Here is a 21989-nt window from a genome sequence, read left to right on the forward strand (position 1 = left end):
ACGGCCGACCCTACTCATCCACCAGACGACCGACCAGGTACTTCTCGAGCATTCCCTCGGCCCGCGGGCTATGGGGTACGCCGGGACGCTTGTTGCTCCAGGCCTCGGTGGCCTCCTTCCCGCACCACTCGAGGATCACCGCTGCGTCGGTGGGGTGGTTCGGCACATAGTCGGTGATGTCGTAGACCCGCCCATGGATGGCCTTCCAGCAGCTCTCGGCGCCATCGTGCTTGGCCAGTTCGCTGCGCGTGATGGCATCAAGTGCTTCTTGATCACGCGCCTCGCCTCCCGACTGGGATAGCGCACTGACCGAGACCAGAGTCAGGATGCTCGCCAGAAAGGCGATAAAGGCGGTATAGGCGATCTTGTTCATGTTCATAAGAAATCGAAGACCTCGCTGTGAATACGTGAATCAGGAACGCCATGGTCGGCCAGCAATCGCTGTAGGTGCGCGTTCATCCCAAGGGGGCCACAGATATATATTTCTCGTTGTGCATAGTCGGGACAGTGCTGGCGCAAAAAAACTTCTGTGAGTGGTCCCTGGTCCCGATAATAGTGAGAAGTATAGGTGAATCCCTCCACCCGCCCGGCAATCTCCACCAGCTCTGCTTGGTAGTAGGCCCGATCCGGGCCGTTGGCAAGGTAGAACAGATGGATATTCCCCTTGACACTCGCCCTGATGGCAACATCCCGGGCACCGCTGACGAAGGGGGTGATACCGATGCCGCCGCCCAGCCAGAGCATGTCGCGCTCGGGCAAGCGGCGCCCGAAGAACTCCCCGTAGGGACCCTCGACCAGCACGCGGGTGTCCGGCGTCACCGTCTGCAGGGCATGGCTGGCGTCGCCCAGGTCCTTGATGCCGATGCGCAGGCATGTATCCGACGGTGCCGAGGCGAGAGTGTAGGGGTGCTCCTCGCCGCGCCCGGCGGAAAGCGACTCGTCCAGCGGCGAGAGATAGACGAACTGCCCCGCTTCAAAGCGGATGCCGCCTCCCTCGGGGCGGAGCACCAGTTCCACCACCCCGCAAGCCAAGGGCACCACCTCCTCGATCCGATAGACATGCCGCCGATTCGGCGCCACCCCCTTGCGCCAAGCGACCGCGCCTAGCCCGGCAATGCCCAGCAGCCACCAAGGCCAGGTCTCCCCGGCCAGCAGCAGAGCGTGCCAGAACCCCAGCAGCAGCGCCGCCGCCGAGACCAGATGCAAGCGTTTCCAGCGCTGGTAGCGAGGCTGGCCGAAGAAGCCGAAGGTAGGTGCCAGGAACACCACCAGCGCCAGCCAGGCGAGCCAGCCCAGCCACACCGCCCCATGGGAGATCGGCGGGAAGAGGGTCGTCACCGCCGCTTCCAGAGAAGCGGGCACCGCCGCCATCCCCAGCGCCAGGGCGTGGAGCATCACCAGCATGAAGGCCCCAAAACCCAGCCAATGGTGGAGCTGCCAGAGCCGCGTCAGCCCACCAAAGGGCCGGTCGAAGCCGGGCACCCGACAGCTCACCGCCCCGGCTGCCAGCATCATGGCCAACCCCAGAATCCCGAAGACCCGACCGACCCAGGTCAGCCACAGCGCGGGGGAATCGCCGAAGCCGCCCAGGCGCGGCAGCGCCACTGCGAGCGGCAACAGCACCAGTACCATCAGGGCGATATCACCCGACCTCAGCCATCGTCGCATCGTCTTTTCCCCTTGCCGAATGCTACTGACAGTGTCGCCGATAAGCATCAGCCTTCAAGCAAGGCGGCGTGTTGTCGCACTCATGTTGACCTGTATCAAGTAACTCCCCTCAGACAGGCCCATACTGGACTCGACAACCACATCAATTTTCCTGAAGCAGGGGTTCACATGGCAAGTCACAACAAGGGCGCTGGCCCCTGGCTGGTTCTCGGGCTGCCGATTGCCCTCGGGCTGGCCTGGGTCACCCAAGGTAGCGGGGTGATCGAGAACGATCCCGAGCGCAACATTTCGATTCCAGACGAGCTGACCATGCCGCTGCAGGTGCAGTCCGCCTACAACGATTCCCATATCTTTTTCCGCTACCGCTGGCCGGCCGAGCGTCCACATATCCTCCACGACGTACTGGTCTACGAGGATGGCGACTGGGTACGCAAGGGCAACGCGGCGCCTGGCTCCAACCCGGATGGCCTCCACGAGGATCGCGTCGCGATGATGCTCGATGATGGCAGCGTGCCCAACTTCGCCCGCTACGGTGGCTACATGACCATCGGGGCCGGGGCCGCAGGCCTCACCGACGAGGCGCCGGAAGAGGTCAGCAAATCGATGCCTGGCACTCGCATGGACCTGACTGACTGGGCAAGCCGCCAGACGCCGGAGACCCTTGAGGCCCAGCGCGAAGCCGGCTACTTCCTCGACCTCTGGCACTGGCGAGGCCACCGCTCCAACCCGCTGAACCTTTCCGACGACCAGTGGGTCGGTGCGGAACGCTCCGGCGATGCGGGCCGCAGCCCCTACACCACCAACTGGGACGGCGATGCCGGTCAGCCGCTGTGGATGCTCGACCCGCAAGAAGCGGGCCAGGCCGCCCTGCGCTGGGAGGACATCGAGGCCGGCCGTGTAGACTTCGACAGCCCCTACTTTCTGGCGGAGGACACCGCCATCGACTTCGATCCCGACCACGACTGGCAGAACGGCGACGTCATCCCCCGCCGGCTCGTCCGCCAGACGGAAGGCTCCCGGGGCGACATCACTGTGCAGGGTGAGGGGCGCTGGAACGATGGCTACTGGGACGTGACCCTCTCCCGACGCCTGGATACCGGCAATCCACTGGACGACAAGATCTTGCGCGACCAAGGGCTCTATGCGGCGGCCTTCTCGGTACACCGCAATGCCACTGGGGGGCGCTGGCACAGTGTCTCGCTGCCCGTCTCGCTGGGTCTGGGGCGTGATGCCGACCTCACCGCCACTCCCTTCCAGGGTAGGACGCCGGACTGGGCGGATAACTGGAAAGAGGTGACCCTTTTCTACCCAGGACAAGTGAACTGGCCGCTGCTGGTCAGCCGCTCTCACGCCGGTGCCGAGGATATCGCCGAGGGTACCCCGGTGCACGCGCGCCACAGCGAGAAGCAGCTGGCCCTCTACGGCGTGGAGATGGAGTTCAACGAGGCCATCACCTTACGGTGGTGGATGACCCTGCTGGCCGGCCTGATCGCCATGCTCGGCGTGACCATTGCCCTACTCCCCGGCTTCCGCTCGACTCGTGAAGGAGATCGCTCATGACCGGCATGCACCATATGCTCGTCCACTTCCCGCTGGGATTCTGGGCACTGGCCATCCTGATGATCCTGGTCGGTGCCCTGCTGCCCGGCCGGATGGCCGAACTCAGTCGCGCCGCCCTGCTGCCGGTGCTGGTGCTTAGCCTGCTGGCCGCCCTGGCCGCCATCATCACCGGCTTTACTGTCTGGCCGCTGGAGGCTAGCACCGCAAGTCCCCTGTCGCGCAATCACATCCTGATGGCGCTCTGGTCGCTGGGCATTTTCACCATGCTGACCGTGCTGGTCTGGCGGGCGGGAAGCACAGCCTTCGACGGCGCCCGGCGCTGGGTATTGGTCCTTCTGGCGTTGATCGGCGGGCTGTTCTTCGCCGCCGCAGGCACCCTGGGCGGCCATCTGGTCGGCGCGCCGACGCTGTTCTCCGATGTGCTCGGCATGATGGGCTGGGAGGTCTACACCACCTTCTACAGCCCGCTCTGGGTCGTTGCCATCATGGTGATCATCGGTATCGCACTGGGGGCACTCGGCATCATGGGCCAGCGCAGGACCGGCTGACGCCAGCGCCATCTCCACTCCCAGAACGCAAGCGGCCCCGCCAGATGGCGGGGCCGCTTGCGTTGCCGAGTTGCAACGTCAGACAGTCAGCCTACTCGAAGCTGAAACGCGGCGCGGGTGCCTCCGGCAATAAAGCTGCGCAGGCGCGCACCTTTTCCAGAAGCTCGCCATGGGTGGGCGCCACCAGGTTAATATGGGCCAACTTTCGACCGGTGCGCTCACTCTTGTCGTAACGATGCAGATGCGCATTGGGTAACGCCAAGATGTCCGCGCTGTCCCCTTCACGACCGATTACATTGACCATGCAGGTCGGTGCCAATGCGGCAGTCTGGCCCAAGGGCAGACCTTGAATGGCGCGCAAATGGTTCTCGAACTGGCTGGTGACGGCACCATCTTGTGTCCAGTGGCCGGAGTTATGCACCCGAGGTGCCATCTCGTTGGCCAGAAGATCGCCATCACGGGTCTGGAACAACTCCAGCGCCAGCACGCCGACATAATCCAGCTCGTCGAGCAACGCCAGAATATAGCTGTCAGCGGTTTGCTGAACGCTTTCGTCCAGATCGGGCAGCGGCGCCAGGGAGTAGCGCAGAATACCGTCCACATGGACATTTTCCGCCATGGGATAAAACACCACGTCGCCATCGCGGCCACGTACGGCAATCATCGAGACCTCGCGCACAAAATCGACGAAGGCTTCGACGATCAATTTGGGATGCTTGATCTCGGCCCACGCCTGCTCGGCCTGCTCGGGGGTCTTGAGTACCGCCTGCCCCTTGCCGTCATAGCCTTCGGTAACCGACTTGGCCACTACCGGACAGCCCAATTCAAGGGCTGCAGCTTCCAGCTGCTCGGCGCTATCCACCACCCGATAAGCCGGGGTGGGAATGCCCAGACGCTCGAACAACGTCTTTTCTTCCACCCGGTTCTGGCAAACCGCAATCGCGCGGCTGCTTGGATACACCGGCTTGCGTGTTTCGATCTCGCGCACCAGCTCGACGGGTAAATGTTCGAATTCGTAGGTCACCAGGTCCACCTGGTCGAGAAATGTCTCGAGCTGGGTGTTTTCCGGATCGACGATCACCTCCCCAATGCCCACGCTGGGGTTGCCGGTGGTGTCCAGAAACGTGAACCGGTTACCCAAAGGATAACCGGCCAGTGCCAACATCCGGCCCAGCTGGCCAGCTCCCAATACGCCGATATTCATGGTGCTATCCTCATTGCGGCACAGGCTCATTGTGACTCGGGGGTGGGACGCGGGTCCGGGTTATCGAGCACGTTCTGCGTCTGCTCGGTACGAAACGCCTCGACGGCCTCGCGCACGGCCTTATCGTGCAAGCCGACGATCTGCGCCGCCAGAAGTCCGGCATTGGTGGCACCCGCCTTGCCAATCGCCAATGTGCCCACGGCAATGCCACCCGGCATCTGTGCAATCGAGAGCAATGAATCCAGCCCCTTGAGCGCCTTTGACTCCACCGGCACACCCAGGACGGGAAGCGGCGTTTGCGATGCCACCATGCCCGGCAGGTGCGCTGCACCACCGGCACCGGCCACAATCACCTGAAGGCCACGCTGTGCGGCGGATTTGGCATAGTCGAACAGCAAGTCCGGGGTGCGGTGCGCCGATACCACACGGGTTTCATAGCTCACGCCCAGACGCTCCAGCATGGCGACAGCATGTTCCATTACCGGCCAATCCGACTTCGACCCCATGATCACACCCACCTTGGGCGAGCTGTTCGACGACATCCATAACTCCTCGGCCAAGCGGCCAATCGAGAAAACACGGTGCAATGACACCAGAAAAATAAGGCGCATAGTCTACCAGAGCCAGCCATTCGCGGGGCATTTGCCTCGGCAATGAAATTTTCATCATTTTGCCATTGAAAAAGCCCTGCCATTAGCGGCATTCTGTGCCTGTCGCAACTGCCTATTGGAGCACCATGAGTACGGCACATTCGTTCGCTGGCACGGATCTGGTTGATCCTCCGCGAAGCAGCCCTGACCTCGACGTCAGGGAACTGGAAAAACGCACGCGCTTGATGCGCATTCTTACTCGGCTGATTGCCGCATCGGAATTGGGAAGCCGTGAAATCGCCCGGCGAGCCGGCCTTCCCGTGCAGAAGATCAGCGATTTGCTCTCCGGGCGCCTGGAGCATTTGAGCCTTGATGAATTGCTCATCCTGCGCCGCACCATCGAACCGGAGTTCACGCCACCATAAGACCATCGTCAAGACCAGCGCGACGTTGCTGTACCCCACCTTTCTCGAACAACAAGCACGCCTCTAGCGCGCTTGTTGTTCTGTGCCTTGAATGATGGCCTAGACTGCGGGCCGATGACGCCTAGCGCTTTCAAATTTCGCGCTGTTCGAATTCCTTGGCCGCCTCGATCGCCTCCTGCTGGGTTTCATGCTCACTGACCACCACCTCGTTTTCGGGCTCCGTCTCGTCTATCACATGCCAACCGATCACGTTCTGATGAAGATCGTCGGCTTCATAGATAGGTTCGATACGCGCTTGTTTACTGCTCGCCTTAGTCATATAAGCCTCTACTTAAATACTGTCTCGATAAAAGCACCCTGTCTCTTTCCACCTTAGCCAAGTCCGTCGGTCTTGCAACGCCTCTTGCCACTCGGCCCCCTTGCTATTCGACCAAGAGACATCCAGTTGATAGCAGACTCGATTCTCATGCTATGGCACCATACTCCATGCCTGGCCAGCCCCTGAAACTGCCTGACCGGCCCCCGAAACTGTGTGATCAGTCCCGAAACTTCGCGAAGGAACCGCCATGCTCAGCACTGCCACCGCTCTTACACCCGGCTTCATGGTCATCCACGGCAATCGCATGGAAGACCTGCGCGGCCTGGCGGTGGAATGGATGCAGCGCCACCCTCTCGGCCCGCTGGAAAACGAGACCATCTTGGTGCAGAGCAACGGCATCGGCCAGTGGCTGAAACTGGCGCTGGCCGAAGACGCAGCCCAGGGCGGGGCGGGTATCGCCGCCGCACTGGATATCAGCTTGCCGGCACGTTTCCTGTGGCAGGCGTACCGCTCGGTGCTCAACGCGCATGAAAGCGCAAGCGAAGCAGAAGCCGTGCCCACTACCTCCCCCTTCGACAAGTCTCGCCTGGTGTGGCGTTTGCTGCGCCTGCTGCCTGAACTGGTCGAACGCGAAGAATTCGCGCCGCTGCGCCAGTTTCTGGAGGGCGATAACGACTTGCGCAAGCACCATCAGCTTGCCGAGCGCCTGGCCGACCTTTTCGACCAATACCAGGTCTATCGCGCCGACTGGCTGGAAGCCTGGGCCGAAGGACAGGACACCTTGCTCGGCGCCCATGGCGAACCCAAGTCCCTGGACGATGCCCAGCGTTGGCAACCGGCGCTGTGGCGGGCCGTCTGTGAAAGTGTCGCCGACGATATCGGCCAAGGTGGCATTTCTTCGAGCCGCGCCCAGGTGCATCGGCGTTTTCTCGACGCCACCCAGGCATTCAGCGCGACTCACTCCCCACCCGGCCTGCCTCGCCGGGTTATCGTGTTCGGGATTTCCTCACTGCCCCAGCAAACCCTGGAAGCCCTGGCCGCCATCGCCCGCTTCAGCCAGGTGCTGCTGTGCGTGCATAACCCCTGCCAGTATTACTGGGCCGATATCATCGAGCACAAGGAGCTTTTGAGAGCCACGAGTCGTCGCCAGCGGCGCAAGAGCGGCATGCCCGAACGCCTGGACGTGCTGGGCGCAGGCGACGGCGAAGCCGATCTGCACCTGCACGCCCAACCGCTGCTGGCGGCCTGGGGCAAGCAGGGGCGCGATTACCTGCGCCTGCTCGACGAACACGACGACGCTGGTGCCTATCAGGGCTTGTTCGAACATCAGGCGCTGCGTATCGATCTGTTCGAACCCTTCGTCGATGAGTCGGACAAGCCCCGCCTGCTGCATCAATTGCAGGACGACATCCGCGAACTGCGCCCCTTGGCGGAAACCCGCGAGCACTGGCCGAACGCCGATCCCCGTCAGGACGCGTCCATCGTGTTTCATATCACTCATGGCCCCCAGCGCGAAGTGGAAATACTCCACGACCAGCTGCTCGCCGCCTTCAGTGGCGACCCCGAGTTGCGCCCCCGCGACATCATCGTGATGGTGCCGGATATCGACCAGTATGCGCCGCATATACGGGCGGTCTTCGGGTGCCTCGAACGCGACGACCCGCGCTATATTCCCTTTACGCTTTCCGACCAGGGCAGCCGCCACCGTTTACCGCTGTTGATCGCTCTGGAAACCCTGCTGCGCCTGCCCGAACTGCGCCTGTCGGTGAGCGAGCTTCTCGACCTGCTGGAGGTACCTGCGCTGCGCGCGCGCTTCGGCATCCAGGAAAGCGACCTCCCAACTCTCGCGCGCTGGATTCAAGGCGCCGGTATTCGCTGGGGGCTGCACAGTGGCCAGCGTCACAACCTGGACCTGCCTGAGGGCATGGAACAGAACACCTGGGCGTTCGGCCTGCGCCGCTTGCTGCTGGGTTACACCGTGGGCAATGCCGGAAGTGGCGCCTGGCAAGGCATCGAGCCATTCGATGATATCGGCGGCCTGGAAGCGGCTCTGGCCGGGGCTCTGGCCGGTTTGCTCGAAACGCTGGAGGACTGGTGGAAAAAGCTTCAGAGCCCAAGCGATGCCCAGCAGTGGGCACAGCGCTTGCGCGGTCTGCTCGACGCCTGTTTTCGCGCCGAGGACGCGCGCGACAGCCTGATGCTGACGCAGCTCGAAGACGCCCTGCAACGTTTTCAGGAAAGCACCGAGGAAGCCGGGCTGGTGGATGAGTTACCGCTGGCCATCGTCCGCGAACATTGGCTGGAACAGATCGATGAACACAGCCTCTCCCAGCGGTTCATGGCCGGGGCGGTCAACTTCGCCACCCTGATGCCGATGCGCGCGATTCCCTTCAAGCGCGTCTGCCTGCTGGGCATGAACGACGGCGACTACCCCAGAAGCCATCCCCCACTGGATTTCGACCTGATGAACGTCGACTACCGCCCCGGCGACCGCTCGCGCCGCGAGGATGACCGCTACCTGTTTCTGGAGGCATTGCTTTCGGCACGCGACCAGTTCTATCTCAGTTGGGTGGGGCGCAGCATCGTCGATAACGCCGACAAGCCGCCTTCGGTGCTGGTCGGCCAGCTGCGCGACCATCTCAAGGCGGGCTGGCGAGACAGCCAGGCAGGCGAAAACGCCGGGGAAACGTTGCTCGCGGCCCTGACCACCGAACACCCCTTGCAGCCGTTCAGCCGCGTCTACTTTCCCAGCCCCGCACAACACGCCGCTTGCAATATCGCCGCCCAGCGATTGGTCACCTATGCCCATGAATGGCGCGAGGTGCACGACGATTCTGTGGCACCCAGCGCCCTTCCGGATGAGCCTTCGCAAGACGCGGAAGCCGAAGGCCCTCTGGCCGCTTTCGAGCAGGATAACCCCCTGACGCTGAGCCAGCTGGGCAATTTTCTGCGCGACCCGACCAAGGCGTTTTTCACCACCCGGCTCAAGGTCTACCTCGAACAGCAGGATATCCTGAGTCTCGACCAGGAACCCTTCACCCTGAACGGCCTGGAAAACTGGCAGCTGCAAGATACCTTGATCCAGGCGCAGCGCCACGCCATCGACAACGGCCAACCGCGTGAGCAGGCCTTGCACGACACTCTCGAACGCTTGCAAGGCCAGGGTGTATTGGCCATGGGCGCCTTCGCCGAGCGTATGCGCCAACAACTCGCCGACCCCATGGCGGCGCTGTTCGAGGACTACGCGAACGCCCTGGAAGAGTGGCCGAATGCCATGGAGGAACCGCAGCCGGTGTATTATTCGCACCCCGGCTCGCCAGCGCTGGAGGACTGGCTGGACGCCATGCGCACCGATAGTCACGGCAACCGCTGCCGGTTGCTGCTACTCAGCAGCAGCCTGATCAAGAAAAAAACCTACCACTGGCATCACTTGCTGCGTCCCTGGGTTTCGCACCTGGCGGGCAACCTGGAAAGCCCCATGACCACACAACTCCTTTCCAAGGCGGGAAACGTCACCCTGGCACCGCTGGAAACGGAAGCCGCCCGCCGGCACCTTGAGAGCCTGATCACCACCTGGCAAGCCGGTATGCGTATGCCATTGCCTCTGGCACCGGCCACCGCTTTTGCCTGGTTGGCCAAGGAAGGTACGCCGGACAGCGACGCCCAGAGCGATGCCTGGCGCGCCGCCGCCAAGGCTTACGAGGGAGACGATTTCGCCTCCGGCGAAGTCGCCCGCAACCCCTACCTGGCGCACCGCTGGCAGCGTTTTTCGGCGCTGACCGAAGCCAACCGTCACCCGGAAAGCCCTTCAGGTTACGATTTTCTCGAATGCGGTTTCGCCAACCTCACCCAGCGCCTGCTGGCGCCGGTTTATCAGGCGGTAAAGGGAGGGGGGAAATGAGCGAGATCAGCCAACTCGACCCCTTGAGGTTTCCGCTGCACGGTAGCCGCCTGATCGAAGCCAGCGCCGGTACCGGCAAGACCTTTACCATCGCCTTGCTCTACGTGCGCCTGGTGCTCGGCGCCCGCCATGCCGGCGATGAAGCTGCCTATGCCCGGCCGCTTACTCCGCCGGAAATTCTGGTGGTGACCTTCACCAATGCCGCCACTCAGGAACTGCGTGAGCGGATTCGGGCAAGACTCGTCGAGGCCGCCGAGGTCTTCCTGCAACCCGAACGCGAACCCGAAGGTGACGAGCTACTGCTGGCACTGCGCCAGGACTACGATGCGACTGGCTGGTCGGCCTGTGCCCGGCGCCTGCAACTCGCCGCCGAATGGATGGACGAAGCCGCCGTGTCCACCATTCACAGCTGGTGCTATCGCATGCTGCGCGAGCACGCCTTCGATAGCGGCAGCTTGTTCTCGCTCAACCTGGAAAACGATCAGAGCGAACTCGAACAGGAGGTGGTGCGCGACTACTGGCGCAGTTTCTACTACCCCCTGGCGAGCGACGAATTGAGCGTGATTTGCCGTTACTGGGAGTCACCGGAAGCCCTGCACGCCAGCTTGCGAAACCTGCTGCCCGAATGCGCGGCCCTGGGGGCCAAGGCGCCGCCTCCCGGCACGGCCATCGCCACTAGCCAAGCACAGATCAAGGCTCGCCTGAACGAACTCAAAGCGCCCTGGGCCGCCTGGGTCGAGCAGCTTGTCGAGCTATTCGAGCAAGCCGCCAAGCAGAAGGCGTTCAAGGGGCAGAGCTTCAATGTGAAAAGCCGCAGCAGCTGGCTGGGCGCGTTGCGCGACTGGAGCGCGAGCAATGCTATCTGGCCAGTTCTGACCCCCGCCGCCTGGAAACGCCTGACCCCCGAGGGCATGGCGGAAATCTGGCTCAAGGGCGAACCACCCGGCCATCCGGCGCTCGTCGCGCTCGCCACCTTGCCCGCCGAGCTCGATGCGCTGCCCGACCCCCATGCCGACTTGTTGACGCATGCGGTGCAATGGTGTCGCAAGCGCCTCGACCACGAGCAGCAACGCCGCGCCGAAATGGGCCCTAATGACTTGCTGACTCACCTCGGTCGCGCCCTGGAGGGCGTCAATTGCGACGCCCTGGGCGAGCAGATACGTCGTCAGTTCCCGGTGGCGCTGGTCGATGAATTTCAGGACACCGACCCTGTCCAGTACCGGATTTTCGATTGCGTGTACCGCATCAGTGAAAACCGGCCTGACAACGGCGTCTTTCTGATCGGTGACCCCAAGCAGGCGATTTACGCCTTTCGCGGCGCCGATATTCATACCTACCTGCAAGCGCGGCGCGATACCGCCGGGCGCCATGTCACCCTGGGCACCAACTACCGTTCCTGCGCGGCCATGGTGGACGCCGTGAATCACTGCTTCACCCATGCCGACCAACACCCCAGCGGGGCCTTTCTTTTCAAGGAGGCAGATGCCTCCAACCCGGTGCCCTTTCATGCGGTAACCGCCAAGGGACGCAAGGACTCACTTACCCTGGATGGCGAGCCTCTGGCGGCCATGACCCTGTGGCAGCTGGATGCCGAAGAACCTCTGGCCAAGGGTGCTTATCAGTCGTCCATGGCCGAACGCTGCGCCTCCTACATGGTCGAGCTGTTGGCTCAAGGCCGTCAGGGTCGGGCCGGTTTCACCGGCGAGAAACAATTCCAGCCGCTTGCCCCTTCGGACATGGCGGTGCTGGTCAACGGCTTGGGTGAAGCGCGGGCGATCCGCCAGGCACTGTCCCGTCGCGGAGTGAAAAGTGTCTATCTTTCCGACAAGGACAAGGTATTCGCCTCTTCCATCGCCGCTCAGCTTGAATCCTGGCTGTGCGCCTGCGCCGACCCCAGTGACGACCGCCTGTTGAGAACCGCCCTGGCGAGCCCGGCATTAGGACTCGACCTGGCCACCCTGGATGCCTTGAGCGGCTCCCAGGAGCAGGACGACCTGGCCTGGGAAGCGCGGGTCATGCAATTTCGCGGCTACCGTCAGCTGTGGCAGCGCCAGGGCGTGCTGCCGCTGGTACGCCGTTTGATGAACGACTTTGCGGTTCCCGCCCGACTGCTGGAAAACGGCGCCATGGGCGAAGGCGAGCGCGCGCTGACCGACCTTTTGCATCTGGGGGAGCTGCTGCAGCACGCCAGCCAGGAACTCGACGGCGAACATGCGCTGATCCGCTTTCTGGCCGAGGCCATCGCCGACCCGACAGGCCAAGGCGACGCCCACAAGCTGCGCCTGGAAAGCGATGCTGACCTGGTGCAGGTGATCACCATTCACAAGTCCAAGGGGCTGGAATACCCGCTGGTGTTCCTGCCGTTCATCTGCAATCACCGTCCCACCAAGGCGAGCGATTCACCGCTGCGCTGGCACGATGTCCAGGGCCGGTTACGAATCAGCCTGTCAGCCGACGAACAGACAGTGGCGATTGCCGACCGCGAACGCCTGGGCGAGGACCTGCGCAAGATTTACGTGGCCCTGACCCGCGCCCGTCACGCCACCTGGCTAGGCATGGCGCCGCTCAAGGGGCTGGAAGACAGCGCCATCGGCCAGATGCTCAACGACGGCAAGCCCATCGCGACAGACAAATTCGGCGCGGCCCTGGCCGCGCTCAAAGGAGAGGAAGACAGGGCCTGCAGCGCCATCACTCTCGCAGCAGCGCCTCCCGTCACGGCACAGCGGATCGATCCCAGCCAGGATGACACTCTGCTGGGCGACGCCCTGATTCCGCTGCGCCCCGCCCGCGAGCACTGGTGGATCGCCAGTTACTCGGCATTGCGGATTTCCGCCTCGCTGGAGCCCGCTACCGCCCAAGAAGCCAATGTTTTCGAAGTGCTCGAAGAGCCCCGGGACAGCAGCCGTTACCCCGGGCCGGTCGCGCCCTCGCTGCATCGTTTCCCCCGCGGCCCCGGCCCCGGCACTTTCCTGCATGGACTTTTGGAATGGGCGGGCCGCCAAGGCTTCGCTCAGGTGGCCGGTGACCCCGCCGCACGCCGCGACATGCTCGCCCGTCGCTGCCAGCTGCGCGGCTGGACCCCGTGGCTTGCCACCCTTGATGGCTGGTTCGAAGCCCTGCCGGCCACATCGTTGCCGCTGCCCGGTGTGGCGGATGACGCTTCGCTGCAGCTGCGCGAACTCAGCGCCTACCAGGTGGAAATGGAATTCTGGTTCGCCTCGCACCGGGTCAACACACGAAAACTCGATGACATCGTCAGCACTCACACCCTTTCGGGGACGCCACGCCCGTCGCTGGATGCCGATACGCTCAATGGCATGCTCAAAGGCTTCATCGATCTGGTATTCGAATACCAGGGCCGCTATTACGTGGCCGACTGGAAGTCCAACCACCTGGGCGTGGATGACGACGCCTACCGCCGGGCCGCGATGCTTGCCGCCATGGCCGAGAAACGCTACGACCTGCAGTTCGCGCTCTATTTGCTGGCCCTGCACCGTTTGCTCAAGTCGCGCTTGCCCGACTACGACTATGACCGCCACATCGGCGGCTCGTTGACGGTTTTTCTGCGCGGCACCAATCAGCCCGAAAGCCGTGGCGTCTATGCCGAACGTCCGCCTCGGGCGATGATCGAACAACTCGATGCACTGTTTCAAAGTCAGGCGTCGCTTCAGGGCCGGGAGTCGTTCCAGAGCCAAGAGCCGTTCCAAGGTCGGAAAGAATCGCCGGAGAAAAACCCATGAGAGATTTGTTCGAAGGCCTGGATGACCCCGTTGGCAGCGTGCCGCACCCGGCGCTGAACAGCGTCGATGAACTCCTCGCCCTGCTCGAACGCTGGGTGGAACGCGATTGGTTGCGAGCGCTGGACCGTGCCCTGGTGGTTTTTCTGCATCGTGAAGTGCAAGACGCCCCACCGCTGTTGTTACTTGCCGCAGCGCTTGCCAGCCATCAGCTGGGGCGCGGCCATGTGTGTCTGGATCTTGCGACCACGCTGGCCGCCCCGGACCTGGCGCTTTCACTGCCCCCGGAAGGCGACGATCTCAACGACCCACCGCCGCTGCCCAGCCAGGTGCTTGGCAGCCTGACCCAGCAAGCTTGGCAAGCGGCCTTGGCGCATCCCGTCCTGATCGAGCATGGCGTTACCGAAGGCAGCGGTACCACGCCCTTGGTGCGCCGGGATTTCGCCGGCACCACCCGGCTTTATTTGCGCCGCTATTGGCAATACGAGCAGGATATTCGTCGGCAGCTTAGTACCCGGCTTGAGCAACCCTCCCGGGCGCAGCCTCATGCCCATGCCAATGTCTCAAGCGCCTTGCCGGCGGCGCTGGAGGCGTTGTTTCCCTCGGCCCAGCCTGAAACACTCGACTGGCAGAAACTGGCGTGTGCTTTGGCCTGCCGTTCGCCTTTCGCCGTGATCACCGGCGGCCCGGGCACCGGCAAGACCACCACCGTGGTTAAGCTACTGGCGCTGCTTCAGGCGCTTCAGCTGGGTGAAAAAGAAAGTGAGCGCCCACTGCGTATCAAGCTTGCCGCACCCACCGGCAAGGCCGCGGCACGCCTGAACGAATCCATCGCCAAGCAGGTCGAGGAGCTCGATTTACACAGCCTGGCAAGCCTCGGCAGCAGCACCTCAGGGAAAGAGCCAAGCGTCGACCGGCTGCGCCAGGCCATCCCCACCCAGGTCAGCACCCTGCACCGGCTGCTCGGCTCACGCCCCGATACCCGTCACTTTCGCCACCATGCCGGTAACCTTCTCCCGCTGGATGTACTGGTAGTCGATGAGGCCTCGATGGTGGATATCGAGATGATGGCCGCCCTGCTCAATGCATTGCCGTCTCGCGCTCGGCTGGTGTTGCTGGGTGATAAGGACCAGCTCGCCTCGGTGGAAGCGGGTGCCGTGCTGGGCGATCTATGTCAATACGCAGTCAGCGCTCGCTACACGCCCGCTACCTGTGACTGGCTCAAGCAGATGACCGGCGCCGCGATACCCACCGCCTATCAGGCAAAAGACGGCCAGGCGCTGGATCAGGCCATTACCATGCTGCGGGTCAGCCACCGCTTCGATGCGAACAGCGGCATAGGCCGCCTTGCCCAGGCAGTCAATCGCCCCCTGGATGAAAGCCACGGCCCAGCGGATAAACGCCGGGCGGTGCGCAAGGTATTCAAGTCTGATGAGCAGCATAAAAGCTACGTGGATATCAGCCAACTGCGCCTCGAAAATGCAGACGATCCGGCGTTGGCGCGGCTGGTGGTCAACGGCAACCCCGGCGGCTTTCCCAACCATGGGCAAGGCCGCCATGATCGGCAGGGCCAACTGCTTGCCCCGCCTACCGGCTACCGCCACTACCTGGAAACCCTGGCCGCCAAGCGGCCGCCGCCATCGGCAACGCTCGAACGCGAGCGCCCATTGTTCGACGCCTGGGCACTGGATGTACTGAAAGCCCACGGCAGTTTTCAGTTACTCTGCGTGCTGCGTAAAGGCCCCTGGGGAGTGGAAGGACTCAACCCGCGCATCGCCCGCGCCCTGCGCCGCGCTACGTTACTCGAAGCCGGCAACCATGAGCTCGAGCATGGCTGGTATGAAGGCCGCCCGGTGCTGGTCACGCGCAACGATTACAGCCTGGGCCTGATGAATGGGGATATCGGCATTACCCTGGCGCTACCCAACCCCCAAGCACCCGCCCGCAAGCTATTGCGAGTGGCCTTTTCCGCCAACGACGGCAGTGGGCGCATCAAGTGGGTGCTGCCCTCGCGCCTCCAGGCGGTGGAAACCGTTTTCGCCATGACCGTGCATAAATCCCAAGGCTCGGAGTTCACGCATACCGCCTTGCTGCTCCCCGATGCCCCCAATCCGATTCTCACCCGTGAGCTGGTCTACACTGGCATTACCCGCGCGCGCCACTGGCTTTCGCTGGTAGAAAGCGGGCGCGGCATGCTGGATGACGCTGTCACCCGTGAAGTCACCCGAATCAGCGGCCTGGGGCAGCTGTCATCCACTCGCGGCTCATCCACTAGCGGTGGCTTCTGAGAGAGACAAATTGATGAATAAAATGAAACGTAGTGGTCGTATACCGGGTCTTGCGGCAGGGTTGGCATTGCTGGCGTTACTGCTTGGCGGATTATTGATCGCCGGGGCCGGACCAGCCTATCGGCTGGAACTCTTCTCGCTGGGAGAGGCTTTCACTACGCTGCGCTTCGGGGTTTACGCCGCTATCGGCGCTGCTGGAATAGGCCTGATCGCGCTACTTATCGCACTGTTCTGTCGCCGCACGGCACCGGCGTTACTCGGCGGGCTCGCCATTCTCGGGGCCATTGCCCTATTGAGCGTGCCCTGGCAACACTGGCAGCGCGCTCAGGCCGTGCCACCGATTCATGACATCACCACCGATACCCAAGACCCGCCCGCCTTCGAGGCACTGGCTCAGGCGCGGGAAGAGGCCCCCAATGCAGTGGACTATCCCGGCGAGGCCACAGCGCGTCAACAGCGCCAGGCCTACCCGGATGTCGAGCCGCTAGTGGTGCAAGCCTCGATGGAAGCGGTACTTGGTGCCGCACAGGCGGAAATTGAAGATGCCGGCTGGCAACTCGCCGCCGTCACCGATGACAAACTCGAAGCCACTGCCACCACTGCCTGGTTCGGTTTTCAAGACGATGTGGTCATACGCCTGACCCAAACCGACAGTGGCATACGTGTCGACATGCGATCCGCCTCTCGGCTCGGGCGTAGCGATGTGGGAACCAACGCCGCGCGTATCAAGGCATTTCTGGAAAAACTGGAAGAACGGCTGGCATAAAAAATCGAGCTAACCCCACCGTCATGAATGGCCCGGCGGGAATATTAAAAATTTCTGCTTTACCATCTTGCTTGCAGGGCCAAAGACTATTTGTTTTTCAGATATCTTTTTCCAAGCTGGAATCGGCACATTCCAGATGCAGATAAAGCGCATCGAAATCCGCATACTCTTTCATGCCATTCCAGTCATCAATGTGAAACTTCTTATTCTTGAAAGTAATTAGCCCTTCTTTAATAAGTCTCTGCATCACCCTGTTGGTATGTACTTGAGTGATACCTATGGCTTCGCCGAGCTGAGTCTGTGTCAACGGCAATTCAAAAACATGATCGTCCGTCAAACCAGCAGCGCGCGCACGTATAAGGAGCTCACAGAACAAATGCGCCAGACGTTGCTCGGAGGAGCGCAGTCCCACATTGACCAGCCATTCCTGAACAATGGATATATCGATCAACGACGTCCAACTCAGGGATTGAGCAAGACGAGGATGATTTTCATAGATATTATAAATTTCATGATGGGGTATGAAACCAATCTTTGAAGGAACGAGAGCGGAAATTGTATGGTCGATCTTCTTGACCAACGTCGTATGCAGATTGCAGAAATCCCCTGGAAGCTGGTAATTGAGTACCTGCTTTTTTCCTGCATGGTTATTTCTGAAGCGACTCACCCACCCTTCCATCACCAGATAAACAAACTTGGGGGATTCGCCCTGCCTGATAATGTCTTCATCTCTAGCAAAAAACTTTTCATGATCTATTGCGTCCTCAAGAATTTTAATTTCTTGAGGAGTATGCTCCTGAAAATTCTGTAGTTTATTGACGAGGCTCTTTATGTTTTTGATAAATTTCTCACTTTATAAACCACCACCAATTCTAATATTAGTTAGGATAGCAGGCAAGCAAGAACTACGCTAAGTTACTGATATCAAAAAATAATACATATGGATTAAAAAAATAGCCCAACCTCTACAAAGATCGGGCCATTACCTTGTCGCATTTCCAAGCTGTGCCATCCTGGCTCGTTCTTCTTTTTTGCAGGTGTCCGTCCTGGCTTATCTTTCTTGCCATGCCATCCTGGCCTGTCTTCCATGCGCTGCCGTCCTGGCTTGCCTTCCGTGCGGTACCGTCCAGACTCATCTTCTGAACTATGCCATCCTGGCCTGCCTTCCGTGCGATGCCGTCCTGGCCTGTCTTCCGTGGGGTGCCGTCCTGGCCTGTCTTCCGTGGGGTGCCGTCCTGGCCTGTCTTCCGTGAGGTGCCGTCCTGGCCTGTCTTCCGTGAGGTGCCGTCCTAGCCTGCCTTCCATGACAGCCGTCCTTGGCTTGTTCCGGCATTCACTTTATCCACTCCATGAAAATTAGTATCCCAAGCTCTCGAGCACCCTCACATTAACTTTAATCAATTTCTAAACGATAATTTTATTGTAATACTCAATAAAACTCAAGCTTCTAAAACCTTTGATAAATTTTCTTCTTAGCATTATCATTAATAAACTTAACAATTAAGTACTAGCCATTAAAAAAATAATTATTATACTATATGCTAGGACTATGCCCGCTAAAATAAGTACCAAAATGTTTTTTGGCATCATGCCGTCACGCTTCTTTAACACAAATTATCGAACACATAAAAGCTGCCGTCTGCCTGCTGCGAAAGCTCCCCAAGCATGGAATATTCAAGCGGCATGACGTTTCCCCTTCTTGTCCAGACACCCATGCGCCTATTAAAACATTAAGTATAATTTAATTACTTAATGTCACACAAGGATCCTTGGCTGTCAAAGCTTAGCTTCAATAAATATACCAAAGTATAATTTGAGCAATTCCCAGAACTTAAACAAGCCATGCTAAAGACATAACAAGACAGACAAGCCTGCCAAGGCAATGTGTTAGCCTTGAGTGAAGTCCATAGAGCCAAAGACCACGAGGTAAGCCATGCTCAGCATCTCCAATACGGTGGAACTGGCCGATTGGGAAATCGACATTAGCCAGATTCGCGCTCAGGGAGCAGGCGGGCAGAACGTCAATAAGGTCGCCTCTGCCGTGCACCTGCGTTTCGATATCACGCATTCCAGTCTTCCGCCTTTCTACAAGGAGCGCTTGATGGCATTTTCCGATCAGCGCATCAGCAAGGAAGGCATTATCGTGATCAAGGCACAAAGCTTTCGTACGCTGGAATTGAATAAAGAAGATGCGCTGGCACGGCTCAAGGCACTTATCCAGAGCGCCGTGAAGGAGCAGAAAGCCAGACGTCCCACAAAACCCACCAAGGGCTCACAACGCCGACGCGTGGACAAGAAAACCCAAAAGGGAAAAACCAAGGCATTACGCGGCAAGGTATCTTCCTGAACAGATTTGTGGGTCTTGAACAGCAAAACGCCCGATAGCGGTTAAGCATATCGGGCGTTTTGCATGTGGCCCACTGTCGACTCTTTCAGGCCTAGCCTGGCGTATCCTTGTGTCGGCTGCTGAGAATATGGTGAAGACTATTGCACTCCCGCACCATGGGATCTTCGAAGTTGACTCGAATTTCCGAGCGCGCCAGCACATAGCTTTTGCCGGTAATGGTATTTTCCACCACGGCATGGCCGTTTTCTTGGTGAACGGCCACGAACTCACCGATAAAACCGGTATCACGCAGGGACACGGTTTCAAGCTTGTCCCCCGGCTGAATCAGCCCTTGATAGTTCATCAAGGCCAGGCGCGCAGAAGTACCGGTTCCCGTGGTACTCCGGCAGATCACTCCAGGGTGAACGTAAGTGGCTGAACGTGAGCGGTAAAAGCCTTGCCCCACTTGTTCAAGCGGACCCATGAAGTGCAGAAACGGCAAGGGACCGACATCACCCAGAGTGTAGTGGGAAAACCCGCTTCTGGCCTGAATTGCTTCAACGATCGCATAGGCACACTCCGCCAGGCGACTCTCTTCTTCCCGGACCAGGGAAAAGCCCAGCTGGGTGGCATCCACCATGGCGTAGAATCCACCGCTGTAGGCGATGCTATAGGTCACCTCACCGATCGAAGGCACATCAATGGTGGCCTGATAGGTGTCAATGTAACTGGGCAAGCCGCCACAGGTGATGGTCTCGACCACGCCGTTTTCGATATGCGCCTCGATATGCACCAGGCCGGCCGGAGATTCCAGCATGAACTGCTGGTTGCCTTCCTGCTTCGCAATCATACCGCTTTCCAGCAAGGCCGTAGCGGTGCAGATGGTATTGGAGCCGGAGTAGATCGGGTATCCCATCACTTCCATGATGATATAGCCCGCCTGAGCATCCGGATGCGTGGAGGGAACGATCAGGTCCACCGACATCTCAGGAAGCCCGTAGGGCTCATTGAGTAATAATTTGCGCAGGCCATCGGCATCATCGCGCAGGTATTCCATCTGTTCGCGCACCGTGGCACCGGGTAGAGGGTCGATACCCCCGGTGACGATACGGCTGACGTCACCGCCGGCATGGGTTTCCATCACCTGGAGGATCAGTTCGTTGCGCATCAACTTGTCTTCTGCCTTCATTGTCTGGTCTCCAGCGCGAAAGGAGCACCCCGGGTTTGCCATTGAGCATCGGGAACAATCACGATCTTGCCAAGGTAATCATTGCCACGATTGACGAAGTAGGTTTCGGCTTCATGCAGTTCGGAAAGCTTGAACGCGGCATGCAGTACTGGCTTCAAATGGCCACTGCGGATCCAGGCGACTAATTGTTCAGCCTCTTCACGGGTACCGTGGGAAACCCCGAAAATTTGCACTTGATAGAGGTAAATTCGGGTCCACAATATCTCGCTGACATTACCTCCGCTCGCCCCGGCAATGCTCAGGCGCGGGTAAGTCGTGCGCTGCTTCATGTCGAATATCATGGCATCGATGAAACGGTCGGTCATTTCGCCGCCAACCAGGTCCATTACCGCATCGAGGGGTCGGCCATCGGTCAGTGCGCGAACCTTATCGGTGAAATTAGCCATGTCCGAACGATCGATGACAGCCTGCGCACCCAAGGCCAGCAGTGCGTCGGCCTTTTCCTGCTGGCTCAAGGCGTAAGGAATCGCACCCATCACCCGGCATAGCTGTATCAAGGCCGTGCCTACCCCACCGCTGGCCCCGGTCACCAAGACGCGCTCACCCGCTTTCACACCTGCCGCATTGAGCATATGCAGGGCGGTCTGGTATGAGCACATGCCCATGGCGGCGAGTTCGGCATCGGCCAGCTCCGGGTTATCCACGCGATGGAATTGATCCGAGGGCACGGCGATATATTCAGCAAAGCCGCCATCGGCACCATGGCCGTAGTAATCCGGAATCAGGTTGATGTCGCGACGCTCGTCAGGGTAGAGGTTGAAGTCGAGAAGCCCCCGCTCACCGATTCGTGCGGTATCGACATCTTCGCCGACCGCCACTACATGCCCGACCACATCGGCCCCTTGAATGCGCGGGAAGGTAAGCGTCGCGGAACCGCCCATCTGAAAGGACGTCACTTCGCCTTTATCCTTGGTGGGATAAAGGCCTTCACGCGCCTTGCGGTCGGTGTTGTTTTTCGCCGTAGCCGTGATGCGTACCAGCACCTCGCCTTTTGCAGGGGCGGGCGTCGGGACATCTTCACGGTACTTGAGCTTGTCGATGCCACCATGCCCAGTCAGCAGCATTGCCGCCATGCGGGTGGGTATTTCCAATGAATCGTTCTCCAGAGAGCTATCGGGCTTCATGGAATGTCTCCTCGCGTTCGGCGCTGATTGAACCCTCCGACGATTCATTCAAAGAATAGAATCGCGGATTCCCATCACTCTCACGCGCTCTGTTGCCAGAGCAATGGAGAGCGTGACCGGAGTTCGCGGTATGCGAGTCGGCGTTTGCGAGCTCACACGGGCAGTAGCCTTGCGGCCACGCCCTTGGTAAACAACATGCCCGCGGGCGGCGATGTTATAGGCGGCATTAAGGTCCGCGGGGTAGCGCTTGCCGGTGCTAAACGTACACTGGCTATAATTGTCCT

16 protein-coding genes and 1 pseudogene are annotated in these 21989 nt (G+C 60.4%); 8 read left to right on the forward strand and 9 right to left on the reverse strand.

Annotated features, from left to right (window positions below; genetic code table 11):
- Positions 1 to 10: 10 nt before the first annotated feature.
- Both DU506_RS06660 and DU506_RS06665 read right to left on the reverse strand, forming a co-directional pair.
- Positions 11 to 379 carry a cytochrome b5 domain-containing protein gene (locus tag DU506_RS06660; protein ID WP_114486158.1) on the reverse strand — a complete coding sequence of 123 codons (369 nt, stop codon included), beginning with the start codon at positions 377 to 379 and terminating at the stop codon, positions 11 to 13.
- The gene (locus tag DU506_RS06665) at positions 376 to 1494 is read right to left on the reverse strand and encodes a ferredoxin reductase family protein (RefSeq protein ID WP_235825462.1); all 1119 of its coding nucleotides are present in this window, start codon (positions 1492 to 1494) and stop codon (positions 376 to 378) included. Before DU506_RS06665 ends, DU506_RS06660 begins: the two co-directional genes overlap by 4 nt.
- Between DU506_RS06665 and DU506_RS06670 the strand changes: the two genes are divergently transcribed.
- Both DU506_RS06670 and DU506_RS06675 read left to right on the forward strand, forming a co-directional pair.
- Positions 1387 to 3228 (forward strand): ethylbenzene dehydrogenase-related protein, encoded by a 1842-nt coding sequence (locus DU506_RS06670; RefSeq protein WP_235825461.1) that lies wholly within the window; start codon positions 1387 to 1389, stop codon positions 3226 to 3228. The genes DU506_RS06665 and DU506_RS06670 overlap by 108 nt on opposite strands.
- Entirely contained in the window at positions 3225 to 3776 is a 552-nt protein-coding gene (locus DU506_RS06675) for a DUF2231 domain-containing protein (protein WP_114486159.1), read from the forward strand. The genes DU506_RS06670 and DU506_RS06675 overlap by 4 nt, the downstream gene beginning before the upstream one ends.
- Positions 3777 to 3867: 91 nt before the next feature.
- Here the strand turns inward: DU506_RS06675 and DU506_RS06680 are convergent, their stop codons facing one another.
- Both DU506_RS06680 and purE read right to left on the reverse strand, forming a co-directional pair.
- Positions 3868 to 4980 (reverse strand): 5-(carboxyamino)imidazole ribonucleotide synthase, encoded by a 1113-nt coding sequence (locus tag DU506_RS06680; RefSeq protein WP_114486160.1) that lies wholly within the window; start codon positions 4978 to 4980, stop codon positions 3868 to 3870.
- A 26-nt stretch (positions 4981 to 5006) separates the two neighbouring features.
- Positions 5007 to 5522 (reverse strand): 5-(carboxyamino)imidazole ribonucleotide mutase, encoded by a 516-nt coding sequence (gene purE, locus DU506_RS06685; RefSeq protein ID WP_114486161.1) that lies wholly within the window; start codon positions 5520 to 5522, stop codon positions 5007 to 5009.
- Positions 5523 to 5716: 194 nt separating this feature from the next.
- Between purE and DU506_RS06690 the strand changes: the two genes are divergently transcribed.
- Complete coding sequence (locus DU506_RS06690; protein WP_114486162.1) at positions 5717 to 5995, forward strand: XRE family transcriptional regulator; 279 nt, start codon at positions 5717 to 5719, stop codon at positions 5993 to 5995.
- Positions 5996 to 6125: 130 nt separating this feature from the next.
- On the opposite strand, the gene DU506_RS06695 is transcribed toward DU506_RS06690, so the two are convergent.
- A complete protein-coding gene (locus tag DU506_RS06695) occupies positions 6126 to 6314 on the reverse strand; it encodes a hypothetical protein (protein WP_114486163.1) in 189 nt (62 codons plus the stop codon).
- A gap of 247 nt (positions 6315 to 6561) precedes the next feature.
- Here DU506_RS06695 and recC point away from each other — a divergent pair, with 247 nt between their 5' ends.
- From recC to DU506_RS06715, 4 genes are read left to right on the forward strand one after another with little or no spacing between them, the layout of a single operon-like run.
- A complete protein-coding gene (gene recC, locus DU506_RS06700; protein WP_114486164.1) occupies positions 6562 to 10215 on the forward strand; it encodes an exodeoxyribonuclease V subunit gamma in 3654 nt (1217 codons plus the stop codon).
- Positions 10212 to 13955 carry an exodeoxyribonuclease V subunit beta gene (recB, locus tag DU506_RS06705; protein WP_114486165.1) on the forward strand — a complete coding sequence of 1248 codons (3744 nt, stop codon included), beginning with the start codon at positions 10212 to 10214 and terminating at the stop codon, positions 13953 to 13955. The genes recC and recB overlap by 4 nt, the downstream gene beginning before the upstream one ends.
- Positions 13952 to 16240, forward strand: coding sequence for an exodeoxyribonuclease V subunit alpha (recD, locus tag DU506_RS06710; protein WP_114486166.1), 2289 nt, complete (start codon positions 13952 to 13954; stop codon positions 16238 to 16240). Before recB ends, recD begins: the two co-directional genes overlap by 4 nt.
- A gap of 13 nt (positions 16241 to 16253) precedes the next feature.
- Positions 16254 to 17006 (forward strand): DUF1499 domain-containing protein, encoded by a 753-nt coding sequence (locus tag DU506_RS06715; RefSeq protein ID WP_114486167.1) that lies wholly within the window; start codon positions 16254 to 16256, stop codon positions 17004 to 17006.
- 97 nt (positions 17007 to 17103) lie between these two features.
- On the opposite strand, the gene DU506_RS06720 is transcribed toward DU506_RS06715, so the two are convergent.
- Entirely contained in the window at positions 17104 to 17847 is a 744-nt protein-coding gene (locus tag DU506_RS06720) for a Crp/Fnr family transcriptional regulator (protein ID WP_328587957.1), read from the reverse strand.
- Between the two features lie 1092 nt (positions 17848 to 18939).
- Between DU506_RS06720 and arfB the strand changes: the two genes are divergently transcribed.
- Positions 18940 to 19353: an alternative ribosome rescue aminoacyl-tRNA hydrolase ArfB gene (arfB, locus tag DU506_RS06725; protein ID WP_114486169.1), complete on the forward strand. Its 414-nt coding sequence runs from the start codon at positions 18940 to 18942 to the stop codon at positions 19351 to 19353.
- A 91-nt stretch (positions 19354 to 19444) separates the two neighbouring features.
- Here arfB and DU506_RS06730 read toward each other — a convergent pair whose 3' ends face one another.
- From DU506_RS06730 to DU506_RS21915, 3 genes and pseudogenes are all read right to left on the reverse strand, one after another.
- Complete coding sequence (locus tag DU506_RS06730; protein WP_114486181.1) at positions 19445 to 20500, reverse strand: proline racemase family protein; 1056 nt, start codon at positions 20498 to 20500, stop codon at positions 19445 to 19447.
- 17 nt (positions 20501 to 20517) lie between these two features.
- A complete protein-coding gene (locus tag DU506_RS06735) occupies positions 20518 to 21705 on the reverse strand; it encodes a zinc-binding dehydrogenase (protein WP_114486170.1) in 1188 nt (395 codons plus the stop codon).
- A 48-nt stretch (positions 21706 to 21753) separates the two neighbouring features.
- Positions 21754 to 21989, reverse strand: a pseudogene (locus DU506_RS21915) (hypothetical protein); the annotation flags it as partial.

The organism is Vreelandella rituensis, assembly GCF_003336665.1.
GTDB classification, from domain to species: domain Bacteria; phylum Pseudomonadota; class Gammaproteobacteria; order Pseudomonadales; family Halomonadaceae; genus Vreelandella; species Vreelandella rituensis.

Coding starts and splice junctions, on each gene's coding strand:
- DU506_RS06695 (WP_114486163.1), bottom strand. CDS start 6,314: ATGACTAAGGCGAGCAGTAAACAAGCGCGTATCGAACCTATCTATGAA.
- DU506_RS06660 (WP_114486158.1), bottom strand. CDS start 379: ATGAACATGAACAAGATCGCCTATACCGCCTTTATCGCCTTTCTGGCG.
- DU506_RS06675 (WP_114486159.1), top strand. CDS start 3,225: ATGACCGGCATGCACCATATGCTCGTCCACTTCCCGCTGGGATTCTGG.
- DU506_RS06690 (WP_114486162.1), top strand. CDS start 5,717: ATGAGTACGGCACATTCGTTCGCTGGCACGGATCTGGTTGATCCTCCG.
- recD (WP_114486166.1), top strand. CDS start 13,952: ATGAGAGATTTGTTCGAAGGCCTGGATGACCCCGTTGGCAGCGTGCCG.
- DU506_RS06715 (WP_114486167.1), top strand. CDS start 16,254: ATGAATAAAATGAAACGTAGTGGTCGTATACCGGGTCTTGCGGCAGGG.
- purE (WP_114486161.1), bottom strand. CDS start 5,522: ATGTCGTCGAACAGCTCGCCCAAGGTGGGTGTGATCATGGGGTCGAAG.
- DU506_RS06730 (WP_114486181.1), bottom strand. CDS start 20,500: ATGCGCAACGAACTGATCCTCCAGGTGATGGAAACCCATGCCGGCGGT.
- recC (WP_114486164.1), top strand. CDS start 6,562: ATGCTCAGCACTGCCACCGCTCTTACACCCGGCTTCATGGTCATCCAC.
- DU506_RS06735 (WP_114486170.1), bottom strand. CDS start 21,705: ATGAAGCCCGATAGCTCTCTGGAGAACGATTCATTGGAAATACCCACC.
- arfB (WP_114486169.1), top strand. CDS start 18,940: ATGCTCAGCATCTCCAATACGGTGGAACTGGCCGATTGGGAAATCGAC.
- DU506_RS06680 (WP_114486160.1), bottom strand. CDS start 4,980: ATGAATATCGGCGTATTGGGAGCTGGCCAGCTGGGCCGGATGTTGGCA.
- recB (WP_114486165.1), top strand. CDS start 10,212: ATGAGCGAGATCAGCCAACTCGACCCCTTGAGGTTTCCGCTGCACGGT.